Source organism: Pseudomonas sp. R11F (genome assembly GCF_050312575.1).
Lineage (GTDB): Bacteria > Pseudomonadota > Gammaproteobacteria > Pseudomonadales > Pseudomonadaceae > Aquipseudomonas > Aquipseudomonas palleroniana.
Genome location: NZ_JBNPJU010000034.1, coordinates 19,572 through 37,636, shown reverse-complemented (window position 1 = coordinate 37,636; position 18,065 = coordinate 19,572). Strand labels below are relative to the sequence as shown.

At 60.0% G+C, this 18,065-nt stretch carries 18 protein-coding genes; 11 read left to right on the top strand and 7 right to left on the bottom strand.

The features are described 5' to 3' along the window. Window positions 1-85 precede the first annotated feature (85 nt). Window positions 86-727 (bottom strand): ribosome biogenesis GTP-binding protein YihA/YsxC, encoded by a 642-nt coding sequence (gene yihA / locus ACQRBV_RS08735; protein ID WP_025854318.1) that lies wholly within the window; start codon window positions 725-727, stop codon window positions 86-88. 192 nt (window positions 728-919) lie between these two features. On the opposite strand from yihA, the gene ACQRBV_RS08730 reads away from it, so the two are divergent. From ACQRBV_RS08730 to ACQRBV_RS08705, 6 genes are all read left to right on the top strand, one after another. Continuing rightward, window positions 920-1,222, top strand: a complete 303-nt coding sequence (locus ACQRBV_RS08730; RefSeq protein WP_090367707.1) for a c-type cytochrome — start codon at window positions 920-922, stop codon at window positions 1,220-1,222. A gap of 33 nt (window positions 1,223-1,255) precedes the next feature. Further along, window positions 1,256-1,882, top strand: coding sequence for a c-type cytochrome (locus ACQRBV_RS08725; protein ID WP_060756489.1), 627 nt, complete (start codon window positions 1,256-1,258; stop codon window positions 1,880-1,882). 169 nt (window positions 1,883-2,051) lie between these two features. Further along, window positions 2,052-2,687: a thiol:disulfide interchange protein DsbA gene (dsbA, locus tag ACQRBV_RS08720; protein WP_198761129.1), complete on the top strand. Its 636-nt coding sequence runs from the start codon at window positions 2,052-2,054 to the stop codon at window positions 2,685-2,687. A gap of 11 nt (window positions 2,688-2,698) precedes the next feature. Next, a complete protein-coding gene (locus ACQRBV_RS08715; protein WP_411985769.1) occupies window positions 2,699-3,577 on the top strand; it encodes an endonuclease/exonuclease/phosphatase family protein in 879 nt (292 codons plus the stop codon). Continuing rightward, a complete protein-coding gene (locus tag ACQRBV_RS08710) occupies window positions 3,574-5,622 on the top strand; it encodes a GGDEF domain-containing protein (RefSeq protein WP_411985770.1) in 2,049 nt (682 codons plus the stop codon). Before ACQRBV_RS08715 ends, ACQRBV_RS08710 begins: the two co-directional genes overlap by 4 nt. A gap of 88 nt (window positions 5,623-5,710) precedes the next feature. After that, the gene (locus ACQRBV_RS08705) at window positions 5,711-6,487 is read left to right on the top strand and encodes an N-acetylmuramoyl-L-alanine amidase (RefSeq protein ID WP_161548494.1); all 777 of its coding nucleotides are present in this window, start codon (window positions 5,711-5,713) and stop codon (window positions 6,485-6,487) included. Between the two features lie 24 nt (window positions 6,488-6,511). Here the strand turns inward: ACQRBV_RS08705 and ACQRBV_RS08700 are convergent, their stop codons facing one another. Further along, the gene (locus tag ACQRBV_RS08700) at window positions 6,512-8,299 is read right to left on the bottom strand and encodes an ATP-binding protein (RefSeq protein ID WP_090367699.1); all 1,788 of its coding nucleotides are present in this window, start codon (window positions 8,297-8,299) and stop codon (window positions 6,512-6,514) included. A gap of 10 nt (window positions 8,300-8,309) precedes the next feature. Beyond that, window positions 8,310-9,656 carry a sigma-54-dependent response regulator transcription factor AlgB gene (algB, locus tag ACQRBV_RS08695; RefSeq protein ID WP_060756483.1) on the bottom strand — a complete coding sequence of 449 codons (1,347 nt, stop codon included), beginning with the start codon at window positions 9,654-9,656 and terminating at the stop codon, window positions 8,310-8,312. Window positions 9,657-10,046: 390 nt separating this feature from the next. On the opposite strand from algB, the gene ACQRBV_RS08690 reads away from it, so the two are divergent. The 5 genes from ACQRBV_RS08690 (at window position 10,047) to ACQRBV_RS08670 (ending at window position 14,453) form a co-directional block, all read left to right on the top strand. Beyond that, window positions 10,047-10,337, top strand: coding sequence for a hypothetical protein (locus ACQRBV_RS08690; RefSeq protein ID WP_060756482.1), 291 nt, complete (start codon window positions 10,047-10,049; stop codon window positions 10,335-10,337). 78 nt (window positions 10,338-10,415) lie between these two features. Continuing rightward, complete coding sequence (locus ACQRBV_RS08685) at window positions 10,416-10,580, top strand: DUF1328 domain-containing protein (RefSeq protein ID WP_003170804.1); 165 nt, start codon at window positions 10,416-10,418, stop codon at window positions 10,578-10,580. 2 nt (window positions 10,581-10,582) lie between these two features. Next, on the top strand, window positions 10,583-11,050 hold the full coding sequence (locus tag ACQRBV_RS08680) for an inhibitor of vertebrate lysozyme family protein (RefSeq protein WP_060756481.1): 468 nt from the start codon (window positions 10,583-10,585) through the stop codon (window positions 11,048-11,050). A 746-nt stretch (window positions 11,051-11,796) separates the two neighbouring features. Then, on the top strand, window positions 11,797-13,128 hold the full coding sequence (gltP, locus tag ACQRBV_RS08675; protein WP_060756480.1) for a glutamate/aspartate:proton symporter GltP: 1,332 nt from the start codon (window positions 11,797-11,799) through the stop codon (window positions 13,126-13,128). 95 nt (window positions 13,129-13,223) lie between these two features. After that, entirely contained in the window at window positions 13,224-14,453 is a 1,230-nt protein-coding gene (locus ACQRBV_RS08670) for a nucleoside recognition domain-containing protein (RefSeq protein WP_060756479.1), read from the top strand. Between the two features lie 91 nt (window positions 14,454-14,544). On the opposite strand, the gene ACQRBV_RS08665 is transcribed toward ACQRBV_RS08670, so the two are convergent. From ACQRBV_RS08665 to ACQRBV_RS08650, 4 genes are read right to left on the bottom strand one after another with little or no spacing between them, the layout of a single operon-like run. After that, the gene (locus ACQRBV_RS08665; RefSeq protein WP_205344238.1) at window positions 14,545-15,156 is read right to left on the bottom strand and encodes an ABC-type transport auxiliary lipoprotein family protein; all 612 of its coding nucleotides are present in this window, start codon (window positions 15,154-15,156) and stop codon (window positions 14,545-14,547) included. Then, window positions 15,153-16,091: an MlaD family protein gene (locus ACQRBV_RS08660; RefSeq protein ID WP_060756477.1), complete on the bottom strand. Its 939-nt coding sequence runs from the start codon at window positions 16,089-16,091 to the stop codon at window positions 15,153-15,155. The genes ACQRBV_RS08665 and ACQRBV_RS08660 overlap by 4 nt, the downstream gene beginning before the upstream one ends. Before the next feature lies 1 nt (window position 16,092). Then, on the bottom strand, window positions 16,093-16,896 hold the full coding sequence (locus ACQRBV_RS08655; RefSeq protein WP_060756476.1) for an ABC transporter ATP-binding protein: 804 nt from the start codon (window positions 16,894-16,896) through the stop codon (window positions 16,093-16,095). Beyond that, window positions 16,893-18,041, bottom strand: a complete 1,149-nt coding sequence (locus ACQRBV_RS08650; RefSeq protein ID WP_060756475.1) for an MlaE family ABC transporter permease — start codon at window positions 18,039-18,041, stop codon at window positions 16,893-16,895. Before ACQRBV_RS08650 ends, ACQRBV_RS08655 begins: the two co-directional genes overlap by 4 nt. Between the last annotated feature and the right edge of the window lie 24 nt (window positions 18,042-18,065).

The following is an 18,065-nucleotide window of genomic DNA, read 5'->3' as shown; positions in this document are numbered from 1 at the left end:
GGACCCCGCCCTAGCGGTCCGGAACTTGAACCCCGAACTTCCCCTCCCCATACGAAGTCCGGGGTTTTTTTTGCCCGCAGAAAAGTTATTCCGCGATTTCAGCGCCCTTGTCCGCCAATTCCATCCAGCCGGCCAGCACGGTGTAAGCCTCTTCCAGGCCCATGCGCTTGGGTGCCGAGAACAGTTGGATGGTGATCGCATCACCCCAACCTTTGCGGATTTCCGATTGGACCTTGAGCAGCGTGTTCTTGGCTGCGCCGTAGGTCAACTTGTCGGCCTTGGTCAGCAGGATATGCATCGGCATGCCGCTGGCTACGGCCCAGTCGAGCATCAACAAGTCGAAGTCGGTCATTGGATGACGGATGTCCATCATCAGGATCAAGCCCTTCAAACTCTCGCGGCCACCCAGGTAAGCCTCCAGGTGACGCTGCCAGTGCAGCTTCAGCGGGATAGGTACTTTTGCGTAACCGTAGCCCGGCAGGTCGACCAGACGCCGATCATCGTCTAGCTTGAAGAAATTGAGCAGCTGCGTGCGGCCCGGGGTTTTCGAGGTGCGCGCCAGGCTGGCATGGGTCAGGGTGTTCAGTGCGCTGGATTTGCCGGCGTTGGAACGACCGGCAAAGGCGACTTCAAAACCTTCGTCATCGGGGCATTGGTCAACTTTGGCGGCGCTGAGCATGAACGTGGACTGTTGGCACAGACCGAGGATGGGATTCTTGAGTTGCATGAGATTTCCGATGTGGGCGGTGCCGAGAAAGGGTGCGGCAAGCGGTGTCGTTTCCGTTTCAGTAGCGCCAGTATATAATGCCGCAGATTTTGTGTGTGCTTTGTCCCAGCGAAGGATGAAGTTCACGGGAGCGAAAGACCTTCATTGCGCATTAGAACGCAAAACGCTCTCAAACCCTGAAAAGGTCGATGTATGACCCGCAGGTTGCTCGCTTTTGGTGTCCTGATTCCGCTTTATGGCGCTCAGGCTACACAGGAACCGGAAGCGGTGTACAACCGAGTTTGCGTGGCTTGCCATGCCGGCCAACTGCCCAACGCCCCTGAACGGGGTGATCAGGCAGCGTGGGCGCCCAGACTGGCGCAGGGCATGGATACGCTGGTGCAACACGTAACCCAGGGTTTCAAGGCAATGCCGCCGCGTGGTTTGTGCATGGACTGCAGTACTGAGGATTACCAGGCCGTCATTGAATTGATGGCGAGTAAACCCGGTAGATAACTCTTAAACCCTTAGCCGTAGTTGGATTAGCTGATGAACAAACTGATCGTGAGTCTGCTGTTGACCTTGGGCATCACCGGTGTTGCCCATGCTGCAGGCGACGCTACAGCGGGCCAGGCGAAAGCCGCCGTGTGTGGTGCTTGCCATGGACCGGATGGCAACAGCCCGGCGCCGAACTTCCCCAAACTGGCCGGCCAGGGTGAGCGTTACCTGACCAAGCAGATGCACGACATCAAGGATGGCAAGCGCACGGTGCTGGAAATGACCGGCTTGCTGACCAACCTCAGTGATCAGGACCTGGCAGATATCGCAGCGTATTTTGCCAGCCAGAAAGGCAGTGTGGGAGCTGCCGATCCGAAACTGGTCGAAAAAGGCCAGGCATTATTCCAAGGTGGCAAGCTCGCTGAAGACCAGCCTATTGGCGGCATGCCCGCCTGCAAGGCGTGCCACATCCCGGACGGCGGTGGTCTCGCCGCTGCAGGCTTCCCTCATCTGAGTGGCCAGCACGCCCAATACACCGCCAAGCAATTGAAGGACTTCCGCGAGAAAGTTCGTTATATCGATGGCGATGCGGGTAACAAAATGATGAGCGACATTGCTGCCAAGCTTTCGGATAAAGATATCGACGCAGTGTCCAGCTACATCCAAGGGCTGCACTGACAGGGCCGGCGACGTTAACGCTCGATTAATCCATCGATGCAAGCATAAAAAGGGTGGCTTAGGCCGCCCTTTTTTGTGGCCGCTGCCGTTACACTAACGAAATCATGTCCGCGTAGACCTGTCATAACAAAGGTCGCGTGAGGCGACTTTATTTGTCCAGGAGTAAAGCATGCGTAATCTGATCCTCAGCGCCGCTCTCGTTACCGCCAGCCTCTTCGGCATGACGGCACAAGCTGCCGATGTGCCGCTTGAAGCCGGTAAAACCTATGTTGAATTGACTAACCCTGTACCGGTTTCGGTGCCTGGCAAGATCGAAGTCGTGGAGCTGTTCTGGTACGGTTGCCCGCATTGCTACGCTTTTGAGCCAACCATCAACCCTTGGGTTGAAAAACTTCCGTCCGACGTGAACTTCAAGCGCATCCCGGCCATGTTCGGCGGCCCATGGGATGCCCACGGCCAATTGTTCCTGACCCTGGAAGCCATGGGTGTTGAGCACAAGGTCCATAACGCCGTATTCGACGCGATCCAGAAACAAGGCAAGCGCCTGACCAAGCCGGAAGAAATGGCCGACTTCGTCGCCACCCAGGGTGTCGACAAGGACAAGTTCCTCGCCACCTTCAACTCTTTCGCTATCCAGGGCCAGATCAAGCAGGCCAAGGAACTCGCGCAGAAGTATGGCGTGCAAGGCGTACCGACCATGATCGTCAACGGTAAATACCGTTTCGACCTCGGCACTGCCGGTGGTCCGGAAGCTGTTCTCAACGTTGCAGACCAATTGATCGCCAAAGAGCGCGCCGCCAAGTAAGGGGGCTCACCATGCGCCGCCGGGGTACCGAACGTGTCGTAGGCCTGCATGAGCCGCGGGTCAACGAGCATCATCTGGAGTCCACAGGCTTGCCGGCTGACAGTCGCTTGCGCCTGCTCAGCTTCAATATTCAGGTGGGCATCAGTACCGAGAAGTACCGCCACTACCTTACCCGTGGCTGGCAGCATCTGCTGCCGCATAACGGGCGGGCCGGCAACCTGCAAAAAATCGGCAACCTGCTCAACGACTTCGATCTGGTCGCGTTGCAGGAAGTCGATGGCGGCAGCATTCGCTCCGGCTACATCAATCAGGTGGAGCACCTGGCTCAGTTGGGGGCCTTCCCCTACTGGTATCAGCAACTCAATCGCAACCTCGGGCGCCTGGCACAGCACAGTAATGGTGTGCTCAGCCGCCTGAAGCCAACTGCCATCGAAGACCATCCATTGCCAGGCCCCAAAGGGCGCGGGGCGATTCTGGTGCGCTTCGGCGAAGGCCCCGAAGCCCTGGTGGTGGTGATGATGCACCTGGCGCTCGGAGGGCGTACGCGCAACCTCCAGCTTGCCTACGTGCGTGAGCTGATTGGCAACTACAAGCATCAGGTGCTGATGGGTGACATGAACACCCATGCCAATGACCTGTTGCAGAATTCCCCGTTGCGTGACCTTGGGTTACTGGCGCCGCAAGTCGAAGCCACGTTCCCCAGTTGGCGCCCGCAACGCTGTCTGGATCATATCCTGCTGAGCCCGACCCTCACGCTCGAAAGGGTGCAGGTTTTGGCGCAGCCCATCTCCGACCACCTGCCGGTCGCGGTCGAGATTCGTCTGCCGGGTTCGCTCACGGCTGATGCATTGCCCGCGTTGAGCCCAGGCACCAGCGGACCCCTTGCATGAGCGACGACGCCCAGCGCTGGAAAGAGAAATACCTCAAGAGCATCGAGCAACAAGACAAGCTCGAACGCCGCTGGGCTGCCCGCCTCGACCTGCTGCGCCGTGGGCTGGTACGCAGCACGCTGGCCGCTGAAGGAACGGATCGCGCAGTCGATCAATGCATGAAGGAAATGCGCGACATCGTGCGCAGCGACGACATGGATGCCGCCCTCGCCGCCTTGCTGCCGCGTCTGGAAAAAGCCGTGCTGGATTCGGAGCAGCGCCGCGAAACCCGGGTTGACCAGATCAGCACTGCGCTCACGGCCCTGGTCGCGCAGTTGCAGAAGTTACCGCTGCCCCGTGAAGTGGCCCGCCCGCTGAAAACCTTCGCCAAGCAACTCGATGGTCGTGTCGGGCAGGCGCGGGAGATACCGTTGCTCCTGAGTGAGCTCAGTAGCCTGCAAGGGCAGGCACTGGACAACCTTGAGCCGGACAGCGAAAGCCCCCGTTCAGGGCTGGGCCTGCTGCAGCGCCTGTTCGGCAGTAAAGATGCTGCAACCGAAGCCGGCGAACCGGTTCCTACAGCTACGCCGCAGCCGGTGGCGCCAAAGTCTGCGCCCGAGCCTCAGGAGCCGGCGCAGTCCGAGGTGCTGGCCGAAGCGTTGCGGGCATTCGAGCCAGCGCCATCAGCGCCGGCGGCGTCGCCGCCTGAACCCGGTGTGCCCGTTGCGCAGGCCCAGGTCGCCAGCGAAACGTTTGTCTTCGAAGCCCCTGCGCAGTCGGTGGCCGCTGCCCCACCTGTCGAAGCCCCTGACGTTGAGGAGCCGGAGCCAACTCTGGAGGCGCCGGCATCCGAGAGTGCGCTCGCCGCTTTTATCGAAGCGCCCGAGGTGCAGGTCGACAGGGTGGAGGCGACGACCATCGGCAGCCTGTCGCTCCCGCCTGTGCTGGACAGCGCCGAACCCGACCCTGATGCGTTGCAAGCGGACGGCGTCTACGCCCTGCCCGACTCGCCCGAGCCGTCCTACAGCTCGGTCGCCAAACATATCGAAAGCACTTTGCTCGGCTTGTTGGAAGACCTCGACCTGCCCGAACGCCACCGGCCCCAGGCCGAGGCCATGCGCGAGCGTCTGGCCAATGGTTTGAACTGGTACGAGCTGCTTCCGATCCTGGATGACCTGGCGGTGTTGATGCTGGCGATCACCGACAGCGGCCAGCATGAGTTCGAGGCTTATCTCAAGCAGCTCAACGAGCGTCTCGAAGCGTTTCAAGGCCATTTGCAGGTTGCCAGTGACGGCCACGCCGATAGCCGTTCGGCCGCGCGCGAATTGGATACGCAGATTCGTGAACAGGTCGATGGCTTGCAAAGCAGCGTACAGGAAGCGTCCGACCTGAACAGTCTCAAGCAGGTGCTGGAAAGCCATCTTGAAGGTTTGCTCGGCACCATGGATGAGCATCAGCAGCAGCGCGACCAGCGTGAACAGGAAGTGGCGGCGCGTTTGAAGGGCTTGGCTGAGCGGGTTGCGAGCATGGAGCAGGAAGCTCAAGGCTATCGCGAACACCTGGAGGTGCAGCGTCAGAAAGCCTTGATTGACCCGCTCACCGGCCTGCCTAACCGCGCCGCCTGGAGTGAGCGCCTGGACCAGGAGGTCAATGCCTGGCACCAGCGCGGCAACAGCTTGTCGCTGGCGATACTGGACCTGGACCATTTCAAGCGCATCAACGACGGTTATGGGCACCTGGCCGGTGACAAAGTCTTGAAGATCATCGCCAACGTGCTGAGCAAGCGCCTGCGGCCAAGCGATTTTATTGCGCGTTTTGGTGGCGAGGAGTTTGTGTTGCTGATGCCCGACTCATTGCTGGCCGATGCCTTGGCCGTGGGTGAGGTGCTGCGTGCGGCGATTGAAGCGTGTCCGTTCCACTTCAAAGGCGAGCCGGTGACGATCACGGTGTCCATGGGCGTGGCGCAGTTTCTGCCGGGTGAGCGTAGTGATCTGGCGCTCAAGCGTGCCGACGAGGCGTTGTACCGAGCCAAGGCGGCAGGACGTAACAAGGTGCTGGCAGCTTAAAAGATGTTCCATTTTGTGATTTGACCGCCGCGCTACCCTTCATACGTTACACTGTTGCATTATCGTCTTCAGTGTAACGTGATCTGCCATGAAATCCCTGTACATCGCTTTTGTGTTTCTTCTACTCGCCGGCTGTGCAAGCGGCCCCCGTCTCGATACCAGCCACCCTTCGGCGAACCACGACAACCGCATACAGTTCGTCATCGTCCATTACACCTCCGCCAACCTTGAGCGTTCCTTGGCCCTGTTGACCCACGGCCAGGTCAGCAGCCATTACCTGATTGGTAACGATGCCTCGGGCACTATCTACAAGTTGGTGGATGAGAGCCAGCGGGCCTGGCATGCAGGCGAGAGCGAGTGGTTGGGGCGCACCTGGCTCAACTCCAGTTCCATCGGTATCGAAATCGTCAACCCGGGGTATCGCGACACCCCGACAGGCCGCGTCTGGTACCCGTACTCCGAGGCGCAGGTACAGTCACTCATCGTGCTGTTGAAAGACATCAGCAAGCGCAACGGAATTGACCCTAAGCACATCATCGGTCACAGCGATATCGCGCCGCTGCGCAAGCTTGATCCAGGCCCACTGTTTCCGTGGAAACGGTTGGCGGCTGAAGGGTTGGGAGCCTGGCCGGACGCGCAGGCAGTCGCTCGTTTCCAGGCGCAGTATGTAGCGCAGTTGCCGAGCGTGGCCTGGTTCCAGGAAGAGCTGGCGCGCCTGGGCTACCAGACACCTCAAACCGGCGAGCTGGATGTCGCCACGCGCCATGTAATAGCGGCTTTCCAGATGCATTTCAGGCCATCGCTGTTTGACGGCACGCCGGATGCCGAAAGTGCCGCGATCCTGAGTGCGTTGAATCATCGCTAATCGCTGGCGCGGGTAGACGTTCGCCTACAAGGGCAGTGCCATGTAGAACTGCGTGCCCTGCCCTGGCCGTGAGTACACACCCATGCGGCCCCCGTGCAATTGCACGATCTCCTTGCACAGCGCCAGCCCAAGGCCGGCGCCGCCTTTCTTGCGGCCCACTTGTACGAAAGGTTCGAAGATGCGTCCCTGTTGGCCGTACGCGATACCTTCGCCGTTATCCTCCACGCTGATAATCACTCGTTCGCCATGGCGACGGGCCTGCAGGCGAATCTGCCCGCCTTCGGCGGTATGGCGCAGGGCATTGGCCAGCAGATTGTCGAGCACGCGCTCCAGTTGGGCCTGGTCAGCGTGCAGTCGCGGCAAATCGGCTTGGGCTTCAACCAGCAACTCGATGTGTTGTGCATTCGCCGGTTCCGCAAACCGCGCTTGGGCGTGCTCCAGCAAGTCCGTGATATCGCACGGCGCCAGAGTGAGTTTCTGCAGGCCATTCTGGTAACGCGAAAAATTCAGCAAGTCGTTGATCAACTGCATCAGGCGCTGCATTTCTTCGTTGACCGTATCCAGCAAGTCCGCTTCCCGGGACTCTTCAGGAAACTTTGCGCGCTCGCGAAACAAGCCGAAGGCCATGTGCATGCCGGTCACCGGCGTGCGTAACTCATGGGAGGCGCGCAAGACGAACTCGCTGCGCACCCGCTCAAAGGCGCGCTGCTCCGTAACGTCGTGCAGCACCATCACCGCTCCGAGAATATGCCCCTGGGTATGGCTCACCGGGGTCAGGCTGTAGGTCAGCAGGCGCAACTCGCCTTCGACTTCCACCTCCAGGTCTTCCGGTGCTCGCTCCAGATTGCCGCCGCGCAACACCAGTTGCAGTTGTTCATCCATTTCCGGGCGTGCGAGAGCCTCACCCAGGCCCTGGCCGAGGCGTTCCTCGTCCCATCCCAACTGGCGCTGTGCCACGGGGTTGAGGTGTTCCAGGCAGCCTTGGCGGTCAATCATCAGCAGGCCGTCATCAATACTGTCGAGCACCGCTTGCAGGCGTTGCTGGCCGGCCAGCAGCTCGTCGACATTGGTCGCCTGATGCTGGCGCAATGCTTCGGCCATGATGCCGAAGCGGCGCGTCAGCTGGTTCATCTCTGCTGCCGAGGAGATGGGCAGGGTGACTTCAAAGTCGCCCTGCCCGATCCTGTCGGCGGCTTTAGCCAGCGCTTCGATGGGCCCGCCGAAGCGTCGAGCGATGCCATGTGCCGTGATGAAACCGATGATCAACACCGCAAGCCCGACCAGTCCGAGCAGGCCGGAGATCACCAGCGCGCGTTCGCGGGACTCGTGCTCACTGTTGCTGATGTTTTCCAGAGCCTGCTTATGATCGACAATCAGGCCGTTGCGCAACACGTTGAAGGCTTCGGTGAGTTGTTCTCTGCTGCCGGGCGGCGGCGATGGCTGCTGGGATTTGTCAAACGCTTCCAGCAGGTTCTGGTAGTCGATGCGCGCCTGGCTGAAGCCATTGCCGCGACCGTTTTGCTGTTCATGGGCGATGCCCTGGTCCAGCAGTTCGAAATAGTGTTGCTTGGAGGCTTGCAACGCCTGCGTGTCAGGCGGCTTTTCCAGCATCATGATCAACTGGTCGCCCAGGCTCTGGCGCAGCTTGAGCCCCAGTTCCAGGTTGATGAAGCTGCTGCGGATCAATGACTCCTGGGTCTTGGCCATTTGCATGACGCTGACCAGGCCCAGGATCAACCCCAGCAGGGCGACGCTGATCAGCGCTGAGATACTCAGGAACAACCGAGTACGCAGTTTCATCGCAAGCTTCATAGGGTGTGGTTCACAGGTTGTACTGTTTGCGTTTGCGGTACAGGGTCGACGCGTCGATGCCCAGCGTGCGTGCCGCCTGGTCCAGGGTGTCGCTGGTGGCGAGCACAGCGCCGATATGCGCTTTCTCCAGCTCGTCCAGGCTCAGCGCCGCGCCGATGCGTGGCGCATTGTTGGTCGGCTGTTCAGCCATGCCGAGATGGCTGATCTCGACCTTCTCTTGAGGGCAGATGATGCTGGCCCGCTCCACCACGTTGCGCAGCTCACGGATATTGCCCGGCCAGCGATAGTTGAGCAGCGCTTCGCGTGCCTGATCACTGAACCCTCGGGCGGGCCGTGCGTACTCCTTCACGAACCGCGCCAGGAAGCGGTCGGCCAGGGTCAGGATGTCTTCACTGCGTTCGCGCAGCGGCGGCAGGTGCAGGGTGATGACGTTGAGGCGGTAGAGCAAGTCTTCCCGGAAGCGGCCGTCGCGCACCATGTCTTCCAGGTTCAAGTTGGTGGCTGCGAGGATGCGCACATCGGCCCGTCGGGTCACCGGGTCGCCGACACGCTCGTACTCTTTGTCCTGGATAAAGCGCAGTAACTTGGGTTGCAACGTGAGTGGAAAGTCGCCGATCTCGTCGAGAAAAAGCGTGCCGCCATCGGCCTGGTTGACTCGGCCCAATGTGCTCTCGCTGGCACCGGTAAACGCGCCGCGGCTGTGGCCGAACAGCTCGCTTTCCATCAACTCCGCTGTCAACGACGGGCAATTGATGGTGACGCAGGATTTTTTCGCGCGCTTGCTCCAACCATGAATGGCACGGGCCAATTCACCTTTACCGGTACCGGACTCGCCCAGGATCAGGATATTGGCGTCGGTACCCGCCACTTGGCGTGCGGTTTCCAGCACCACCATCATGGAGGGGCTGTGGGAGTCGAGGCCGTCCTTGGGTTGGCGCACTTCGCCTTCCAGCGCCTCCAGGCGTGCCGACAATTGGCGCACTTCCAACTGCTTGGCCGTGGCCAAGCGCAATTGGTCAGGACTGCATGGCTTGACCAGATAATCGGCGGCACCGGCCTGGATGGCGTCCACGGCGGTATCCACGGCCGAATGCGCGGTGACGATCACCACACGCATCCACGGTGCCTGGATGCGCATCTGGGCCAGTACGTCTAGGCCGTTATCCTCGCCCAGACGCAGGTCGAGGAAACACAGGTCGAACACTTGGCGTTGCATCAAGGCATCGGCTTGGGCGGCGCTGTTGGCTGTGGCTACGGTGTAGCCCTCGTCTTCCAGGCAGTATCTGAACGTGCGCAGGATTGCGGATTCGTCATCCACTAAAAGAATGCGGCCTTGAAGTTCCTTGGCTGATTCCATCTGTCCCGCGCTCCTTAACTATGAATGATGGTGGTTAGTCCCGGAATAATCGGGCAAGTTGCATGGTTCATTCTGATTCATAAAAAGCATCTTCGTGCAGCTATCTGCGCGCCTTCCTACAAACCCGCTGATTGGTGGCGTATTCATGCCTTCGTGCCACTTCGGCAACTCGATGAAGGCTTTCGATCCCTTTACCCGACCATTGGCTATCGTGCAATTCGCACGGCCCTGGGCAGGGCATCGTGCAGGATGCTGGGCGGCGCCTTCAAAGCAAAGTCATAACATTCTGATTTTATTGAGTTTTTTTGTTTAAAAAAACTGGCATGCACTCTGCAATAACTCTCCCAACAGTGTCATGAACGAATAATCAGAATGCGGGAGAAATACAGCATGACTCGTCAACACCTCAGCCAACTGCGTATTTCGTCCCTGCGTTTGCAGCAAGGTCTTTTTGCCAGCCTGGCGCTGATGGTCACGTTGATTGTCGGGCAGCAAATGCAGGCTTGGCAGCAGAGTCATCAGCAGCAAGTCCCTCAGTTTGAACGTCCGATCATGACCCAGACCCATTTCTCTTCTCTTGAGAGCCGTTCTCTTGGCAACGTGACGGCTCCGCAATTGAGAGTGGTCGATCAGGATTCCACCCTGGGCGAACTGCCCGTCCAAGAACGTTGGGTGTTCTAGGCAAGAAAAGGTCGTTCTGGTTGAGCGGCTGCACGGTAATACCCCTGTTACCCCTATAGAAGCGTAAGGAGAATCACCATGTTGAGTTGGGCTATCACATTTCTGATCATCGCCATTGTGGCTGCCGTCTTGGGCTTCGGTGGTATCGCGGGCACCGCTACGGGTATCGCCAAGATCCTGTTCGTGGTTTTCCTGGTGATGTTTATCGCTTCGTTCTTCTTTGGTCGTCGCGGCCGAGGCTGACTATGACCACTTCGTCCTTTAAAACCTTGGCTGCCGTCCTGCTTCTGGGCGGCAGTAGCTGGGCAATGGCCGCCAATGACGGCCAATCCCGGGCCAACGAGTTGCTGAGTTCCGATTCGCAGTTTCGTGAGACCTGGCAAGGCGTGGTGAAGAAAGAAGAACGCCTGCCGGAATGGGTCATGAACTTGTCGGGCGCGGCGGAGCAGATGAATGCCGTCGAAGAGGATGGCGACAAGTACTTGGTAGGGCCGCTCTGCGAGACGGCAGACACCTGTCGCAGCAAACGTCTGATCGTCGCGTTCAGTTATGACAAGAAGCACGCCTACGCCATGTTGGTACAGGTACCGGCCGGGTTGCCGGCGGACAAGTCGCCGACACGCCACGCGGACTACCGTTTCCTTGGCAAGCCGGACGAAGGCATGCAAAAGCTGCTGATGGAGCAGCTCAAGAAAGATCCGAATTGGTACTAGGTTGCGTCTGACGTTTGCAGCGTCTACGAAACCTTCATCCATAGAAAGAAGCCACTGCGCTTCTTTCTGTCTGCATCGCTCGCCAAGGGCGATGCATGACCAGGGGGCCGGGTTGCTCTGATCGATCGAGATCGGCGTGACCTACGGGCACAGGGAGTGCCTGCGCGAGGGCCGGGTCAGGCGAAAAGCTGCGACGCAAGTTCACAAGTGTTTTTTTGCTTGCTGAACTTGCGGCGAGCTTATGACTCTCATCATCCGCCTCGCATGCCGCTCTTCGCATACCGCGCATAGCAACTATTTTCTCTTTCGCTGCTGACTAACCATTACTGGGTATGTCGGCGTGACCATCTATCGAGAAATTTTTTGCCGCACCATAGGACACTTCTGGCGCTAGGTCATGGATTTTCCGGGCAATTGCGCCACCGCCTGAAAGTCGTCCAGCATCTCTGAGCGAGCCGGGTTTGGCAGGTTCACGGCATATTTGCCAGACAATATGTCGCATTTGAACTGACCATTCGGACAGTTATTATCAAAAAAACTCATGCCGATTCGGCATAGGGTAGGCGTTTACGGCATTAGACGTCGCTCCCTTGCATCGGAATAGTTGCGCCTTTTTTCGCCTGCCAGTAAGCCATTTCGGCCACGCTGCGGTGACCTTCCATGGAGGCCGATGCTCACACTTTTTCGCTTTCGAGCGTTCCAGCTGGCGCATTCGCCTTAAGTCCACTTGAAGTAAGGGTAATGACATGAAGAAGGCAAAGCTAAGCCTCGCCTGGCAGATCCTCATCGGTTTGGTGCTGGGGATCGCAATCGGTGCAGTGCTCAACCATTTCAGTGCTGAAAAAGCCTGGTGGATCAGCAATGTGTTGCAGCCGGCGGGCGATATCTTTATCCGCCTGATCAAGATGATCGTGATCCCGATTGTGATTTCCTCGCTGATCGTCGGCATTGCCGGGGTCGGTGACGCGAAAAAGCTCGGCCGGATTGGTGTCAAGACCATCCTTTACTTCGAAATCGTCACCACCATTGCCATCGTGGTCGGCCTGCTGTTGGCCAACCTGTTCCACCCGGGCGCGGGTATCGACATGAGCACCCTGGGCACTGTCGATATCTCCAAGTACACCGCCACGGCTGCTGAAGTGCAGCATGAGCATGCGTTCATCGAGACCATTCTCAACCTGATTCCATCGAACATCTTTGCCGCCGTAGCCCGTGGCGAAATGCTGCCGATCATTTTCTTCTCGGTGCTGTTCGGCCTGGGCTTGTCGAGCCTCAAGCCTGAGCTGCGCGAGCCGCTGGTGACAATGTTCCAGGGCGTCTCCGAGAGCATGTTCAAAGTCACCCACATGATCATGAAGTACGCCCCGATCGGCGTCTTTGCACTGATCGCGGTGACGGTCGCCAACTTCGGCTTCGCTTCCTTGCTGCCGCTGGCCAAGCTGGTGATCCTGGTCTACGTCGCCATCCTGTTCTTCGCCTTTGCGGTGCTGGGCCTGATCGCTCGTCTGTTTGGCTTCTCGATCCTCAAGCTGATCCGCATCTTCAAGGATGAGCTGGTACTGGCCTACTCCACTGCCAGTTCCGAGACCGTGCTGCCGCGCGTGATCGAAAAGATGGAAGCCTACGGCGCGCCGAAAGCTATCTGCAGCTTTGTGGTGCCGACCGGCTACTCGTTCAACCTCGACGGTTCGACGCTGTACCAGAGCATCGCGGCGATCTTTATCGCCCAGCTGTACGGCATCGACCTGTCGGTCGGCCAGCAACTGATGCTGGTGCTGACCCTGATGGTCACCTCCAAAGGTATCGCCGGCGTGCCGGGTGTGTCCTTCGTCGTGCTGTTGGCCACCCTGGGCAGTGTGGGTATTCCGCTGGAAGGCCTGGCGTTCATCGCCGGTGTCGACCGCATAATGGACATGGCGCGTACCGCACTCAACGTCATTGGCAACGCCTTGGCCGTATTGGTCATCTCCCGTTGGGAAGGCATGTACGACGACGCCAAGGGTGAGCGCTACTGGAACTCCCTGCCGCACTGGCGCAGCAAGACAGCCTCGGTGATCGGCGAGACCAGCCGTAGCTGATAGCAATGTGATCTGAACCAACCCCGGGAAATCCGGGGTTTGTCGTTTCTGTCAGCCCCGCTATCATTCGCCCCATCTTTCGGGGGATTCATCTGATGCTCAATGGCCTGTGGCTTGGCTTCTTTGTCGTGGCAATGGTGTCGGCACTGGCGCAATGGCTGGTCGGCGGTAACGCCGGGATTTTCGCGGCGATGGTGGAAAGCATTTTCGCCATGGCCAAACTGTCGGTGGAAGTGATGGTGCTGCTGTTCGGCACCTTGACGCTGTGGTTGGGTTTTTTGCGCATCGCTGAAAAAGCCGGCATCGTCGACTGGCTGGCCAAGGCCCTCGGCCCGCTGTTTCGGCGCCTGATGCCCGAGGTGCCCGCCGGCCATCCGGCCATTGGCTTGATCACCCTGAACTTCGCCGCCAACGGCCTGGGCCTGGACAACGCCGCCACGCCGATTGGCCTCAAGGCGATGAAGGCACTGCAAGAACTCAACCCCCTCCCCAACACCGCAAGTAACGCACAGATCCTGTTCCTGGTGCTCAACGCTTCGTCGCTGACGCTGCTGCCGGTGACCATCTTCATGTACCGCGCGCAGCAAGGCGCCGCCGACCCGACGCTGGTGTTCCTGCCGATCCTGCTGGCCACCAGCGCTTCGACCCTCGTCGGCCTGCTGTCGGTGGCGATCATGCAGCGCTTGCGGCTGTGGGACCCGGTGGTGCTGGCCTACCTGATTCCCGGCGCCTTGGTGTTGGGTGGTTTCATGGCGTTGCTGGCGACCTTGTCTGCCACGGCGTTGGCAAGCTTGTCTTCGATCCTCGGCAACCTGACGCTGTTTGGCCTGATCATGCTGTTCCTGGTAATCGGTGCGTTGCGCAAGGTCAAGGTGTACGAAGCGTTTGTCGAGGGCGCCAAGGAAGGCTTCGACGTGGCCAAGAACCTGCTGCCGTACCTGGTGGCGATGCTTTGCGCCGTGGGTGTGCTGCGCGCCTCCGGAGCGTTGGACTTCGGCCTGGAAGGCATTCGTCATGTGGTGGCCTGGACGGGCATGGACACGCGCTTTGTCGACGCGTTGCCGACCGCAATGGTCAAGCCGTTTTCCGGCAGCGCGGCGCGGGCGCTGTTGATCGAGACCATGCAGACCAAGGGTGTGGACAGCTTCCCGGCGCTGGTGGCGGCGACGATCCAGGGCAGTACGGAAACCACCTTTTATGTGTTGGCGGTGTACTTCGGCTCGGTGGGCATCCAGCGAGCCAGGCATGCGGTGGGGTGTGCATTGCTGGCGGAGTTTGCCGGTGTGGTGGCGGCTATTGCGGTGTGCTACTGGTTCTTTGGCTAACCCTTAGACCGCTATCGGGAGCAAGCCCCCTCCCACCGTTTGATTGTATTCACAGATCAAAATGTGTGGGGGCTTGCTCCCGATGAGACCCTCAGCGTTTCGCAGTAGCATTGCCCTGCGCCACCACCCAATCCACCACCTGTCTGTTCAACTGGTCTCCCGCCAGCCCGAATGCGGCAACCACCGCAGGCACCTTGGTATCACTTACCGGCTGGTGCACCTCAAATCGCCGACTGGCGATGATCCGCTGATCACTGCCGCGCACCAGCCGCGCATCCAGGCGGATCACCACTTCCACCGCCCCGCCCCGGTATTCGCTCTGAAACGCCTGCAACTGCCCGCCCAGCTCATAGTCGGCTTGCAAGTTGGTCTCATCGGTACTCAGCAGCGTCACCCGTCCATCACGTTGGAAGCCGTCCATGAACCGATTGCGCAGCAAGACGGGCGATGGGTCGCTCCAGCGTGAATTGGCATAGCTGCTGATCAGGTTGCCATCAGGCACCACGGCAATGCGTGGGCTGTCGAGAAATTCGCTGGTTTGCGGCTTGGCGATACGCAGCGACCAACTGACCGCTGCACCTTGGGTCGCTGTCTGGGTCGAGGCCAGACGGTACACGTCCGAAGGGTCGGCCTTGGGCAGGATCGAGCACGCGCCGACCAGCACCAGTGCCAGAGGGGCGATCATTTGGTAAGCACGCTTCATGGCGTGAACTCCTTGTTCTTGTCGCTGCCCAGCAAGTAGCCACTGGGGTTGGCTTCCAGGCGACGGGAGATGGCGCGCAGCGAACCCAGGGTTTCGCGCAGTTCACGCACCGCCGGTGCCAGTTCGTTGAGGCCCTGCATGCCGCTGTTCACCGAGTCCTTGTTGTCGGTCAGCAAGGTGTTGAGGGTCGCGGTGCTTTGTTCGAGGGATTTCATCGCCTGCTCAGCGCTGCCGAAAGCTTGCTTGCCTTGCTCATTGAGCAGCCCGTTGGCGCTACGCATCAGCGTGGTGGTTTGCTCCAGCGCGGCGCCGGCCTGCTTGCTCACCTGCAGCAACTGTTGCATCACCACTTTGATATCGCCGCGCTGGTCGGCGATGGCACCGGTGGTTTGCTGCAAGTTGTCCAGGGTTTTGCTCAAACGCTCGACGTTCTCGCCGGAGAAGACGCGATTAGCGTTGTGCAGCAACAGGTTGACGCTGGTCATCAGGTCGTTGCTGTTGTTCAGCAGGCGCGCGATGGGCGACGGTGAGGCGATGATTTCCGGCAGGTTACCGTCCTTGCCCTTGAGTACCGGGCTTTGCGGTGTACCGCCGCTGAGCTGGATGATCGAGGTGCCGGTGATACCGGTCAGGGCCAGTTTGGCCTGGGTGTCTTCCTTGATCGGCGTCTGCCCGGCCAGGCGGATGCGGGCGAGGACGCGGCGGGGGTCTTTGGGGTCCAGGCGCAGGCTGGTGACATCCCCTACCTTGATCCCGCTGTACTGCACCGAGCTGCCCTGGGACAGGCCGCTGACCGCCTCGTTGAACACGACCTCGTAATCCTGGAAGGCGCTGTCGACGCTGGACTTGGCCAGCCACAGGCCAAATAGCATCGCGCCGACCACCACGATTACGCTGAACAGACCGATCATCACATGATGGGCTCGGGTTTCCATGTCATACCTCGTTGAGCGATTGAGCGGCATCCAACGCCGCGCGGCCACGGGGGCCGTGGAAATATTCGTGAATCCAGGCGTCGTCCGTTTCCGAGACGATATCGATGGCGTCCGCCACCAGCACTTTTTTCTGAGCCAGCACCGCGACGCGGTCGGTGATGGTGTATAGCGTGTCGAGGTCGTGGGTGACCAGGAACACGCTCAAGCCCAGGGCATCGCGCAGGGTCAGGATCAACTGGTCGAATTGCGCCGCGCCGATCGGATCGAGGCCGGCGGTGGGTTCATCGAGAAACAGGATGTCCGGGTCCAGCGCCAGCGCTCGGGCCAGGGCTGCGCGTTTGATCATGCCGCCGGACAGCGACGCCGGGTACTTGTCGGCCGCCGACAGCGGCAGCCCGGCCAGCGCCAGTTTGACCGCCGCCAGATGCTCGGCGTCGGCGCGGCTGAGGCCGGCGTGTTCGATCAATGGCAGGGCGACATTTTCGGTGACGGTCAGCGAAGAAAACAGCGCGCCCTTCTGGAACAGCACGCCAAAGCGCCGTTCCACCAGCGAGCGTTCATGTTCCGACAGGTTCGGCAGGTTCTTGCCGAACACGCGCACCTCGCCTTCGTTGGGCCGGCGCAGGCCGACGATGCTGCGCAACAGCACCGACTTACCGCTGCCGGAGCCACCGACCACCGCAAGGATCTCGCCTTTATACAGATCCAGATCGAGGTTCTCGTGCACGCTCTGGCTGCCGAAGCGGTTGCACAGCCCGCGTACTTCAATGACCGCCTCAGTGGGCGCACGGTGTAGACGACTCACCAGCCCATCTCCATGAAGAACATCGCCGCGACCGCATCCAGCACGATCACTACAAAAATCGATTGCACCACGCTGGAGGTGGTGTGGGCGCCGACCGACTCGGCGCTGCCACTGACCTTGAAGCCTTCCAGGCAACCGATGGCGGCGATCAGGAAGGCGAAGATCGGTGCCTTCACCATGCCCACCAGAAAGTGCTGCACACCGATGTCCGATTGCAGCAGCGAGAGAAACATCGCCGGCGAGATATCCAGCGCCACCGCACACACGACGCCGCCACCAATGATCCCCGAGAGCATCGCCAGAAAGGTCAGCATCGGCAGCGCCACCAAGAGCGCCAACACACGAGGCAGGACCAGCAGTTCCATCGGGTCCAGGCCCAGGGTGCGGATGGCGTCGATTTCTTCGTTGGCCTTCATCGAGCCGATTTGCGCGGTGAAGGCGCTGGCGGTGCGGCCGGCGATCAGGATCGCGGTGAGCAGTACGCCGAATTCGCGCAGAAATGAGAAGGCTACCAGGTCCACGGTAAATATCGTCGCGCCGAAACTTTTGAGCACCGTGGCCCCAAGGAACGCCACCACGGCACCCACCAGAAACGTCAGCAGGGCCACGATGGGCGCGGCGTCGAGGCCGGTTTGTTCGATATGCGCCACCATGGGCGTCAGGCGCCAGCGTTTGGGGCGCAAAATGCCACGGGCGAAGGTTTCGAGGATCAGGCCGATAAAACCCAGCAGTTTCATCGCGTCCTGCCACACCGTGTCTACCGCTCGGCCGATGCGGGCCAGCAGTTGAATGCCGGTGGCTTCTTCGGGTTCCTTGAGCGGCACGCAGAAATCATTCAACGAGTGGTAGACGGTCTTGAGCAAGGCGCGGTCGGCGGCGGACAGGCTGCAATCGGCTCGCTCGGCGGAGTGCTCGATACGGTCCGGGCCCAGCAGTTCCACCAGCAGCGATGCGCCGGCGGTATCCAAAGTGCCGAGGCCATTGAGGTCGATGTGGGCACCGGCGTCGTATTGGCCGTCGAGCGTGTTCGACAGCTTTTTCAGGTGGGCGTAGTGGGCAAGCGTCCAGTCCCCCGTAATCCTGAGTAACGGCGGAGTGGTGGACGTATCGAGGTGGGCTGCGCCGGCCGTCGTACTGGTGGTCATAAGCTCCGAGCTTGTCTGGTTATC

What these genes read in the sequence shown, in the direction of transcription:
- yihA (WP_025854318.1), bottom strand. Translation starts at nt 727, where the DNA reads ATGCAACTCAAGAATCCCATCCTCGGTCTGTGCCAACAGTCCACGTTC.
- ACQRBV_RS08730 (WP_090367707.1), top strand. Translation starts at nt 920, where the DNA reads ATGACCCGCAGGTTGCTCGCTTTTGGTGTCCTGATTCCGCTTTATGGC.
- ACQRBV_RS08725 (WP_060756489.1), top strand. Translation starts at nt 1,256, where the DNA reads ATGAACAAACTGATCGTGAGTCTGCTGTTGACCTTGGGCATCACCGGT.
- dsbA (WP_198761129.1), top strand. Translation starts at nt 2,052, where the DNA reads ATGCGTAATCTGATCCTCAGCGCCGCTCTCGTTACCGCCAGCCTCTTC.
- ACQRBV_RS08715 (WP_411985769.1), top strand. Translation starts at nt 2,699, where the DNA reads ATGCGCCGCCGGGGTACCGAACGTGTCGTAGGCCTGCATGAGCCGCGG.
- ACQRBV_RS08710 (WP_411985770.1), top strand. Translation starts at nt 3,574, where the DNA reads ATGAGCGACGACGCCCAGCGCTGGAAAGAGAAATACCTCAAGAGCATC.
- ACQRBV_RS08705 (WP_161548494.1), top strand. Translation starts at nt 5,711, where the DNA reads ATGAAATCCCTGTACATCGCTTTTGTGTTTCTTCTACTCGCCGGCTGT.
- ACQRBV_RS08700 (WP_090367699.1), bottom strand. Translation starts at nt 8,299, where the DNA reads ATGAAGCTTGCGATGAAACTGCGTACTCGGTTGTTCCTGAGTATCTCA.
- algB (WP_060756483.1), bottom strand. Translation starts at nt 9,656, where the DNA reads ATGGAATCAGCCAAGGAACTTCAAGGCCGCATTCTTTTAGTGGATGAC.
- ACQRBV_RS08690 (WP_060756482.1), top strand. Translation starts at nt 10,047, where the DNA reads ATGACTCGTCAACACCTCAGCCAACTGCGTATTTCGTCCCTGCGTTTG.
- ACQRBV_RS08685 (WP_003170804.1), top strand. Translation starts at nt 10,416, where the DNA reads ATGTTGAGTTGGGCTATCACATTTCTGATCATCGCCATTGTGGCTGCC.
- ACQRBV_RS08680 (WP_060756481.1), top strand. Translation starts at nt 10,583, where the DNA reads ATGACCACTTCGTCCTTTAAAACCTTGGCTGCCGTCCTGCTTCTGGGC.
- gltP (WP_060756480.1), top strand. Translation starts at nt 11,797, where the DNA reads ATGAAGAAGGCAAAGCTAAGCCTCGCCTGGCAGATCCTCATCGGTTTG.
- ACQRBV_RS08670 (WP_060756479.1), top strand. Translation starts at nt 13,224, where the DNA reads ATGCTCAATGGCCTGTGGCTTGGCTTCTTTGTCGTGGCAATGGTGTCG.
- ACQRBV_RS08665 (WP_205344238.1), bottom strand. Translation starts at nt 15,156, where the DNA reads ATGAAGCGTGCTTACCAAATGATCGCCCCTCTGGCACTGGTGCTGGTC.
- ACQRBV_RS08660 (WP_060756477.1), bottom strand. Translation starts at nt 16,091, where the DNA reads ATGGAAACCCGAGCCCATCATGTGATGATCGGTCTGTTCAGCGTAATC.
- ACQRBV_RS08650 (WP_060756475.1), bottom strand. Translation starts at nt 18,041, where the DNA reads ATGACCACCAGTACGACGGCCGGCGCAGCCCACCTCGATACGTCCACC.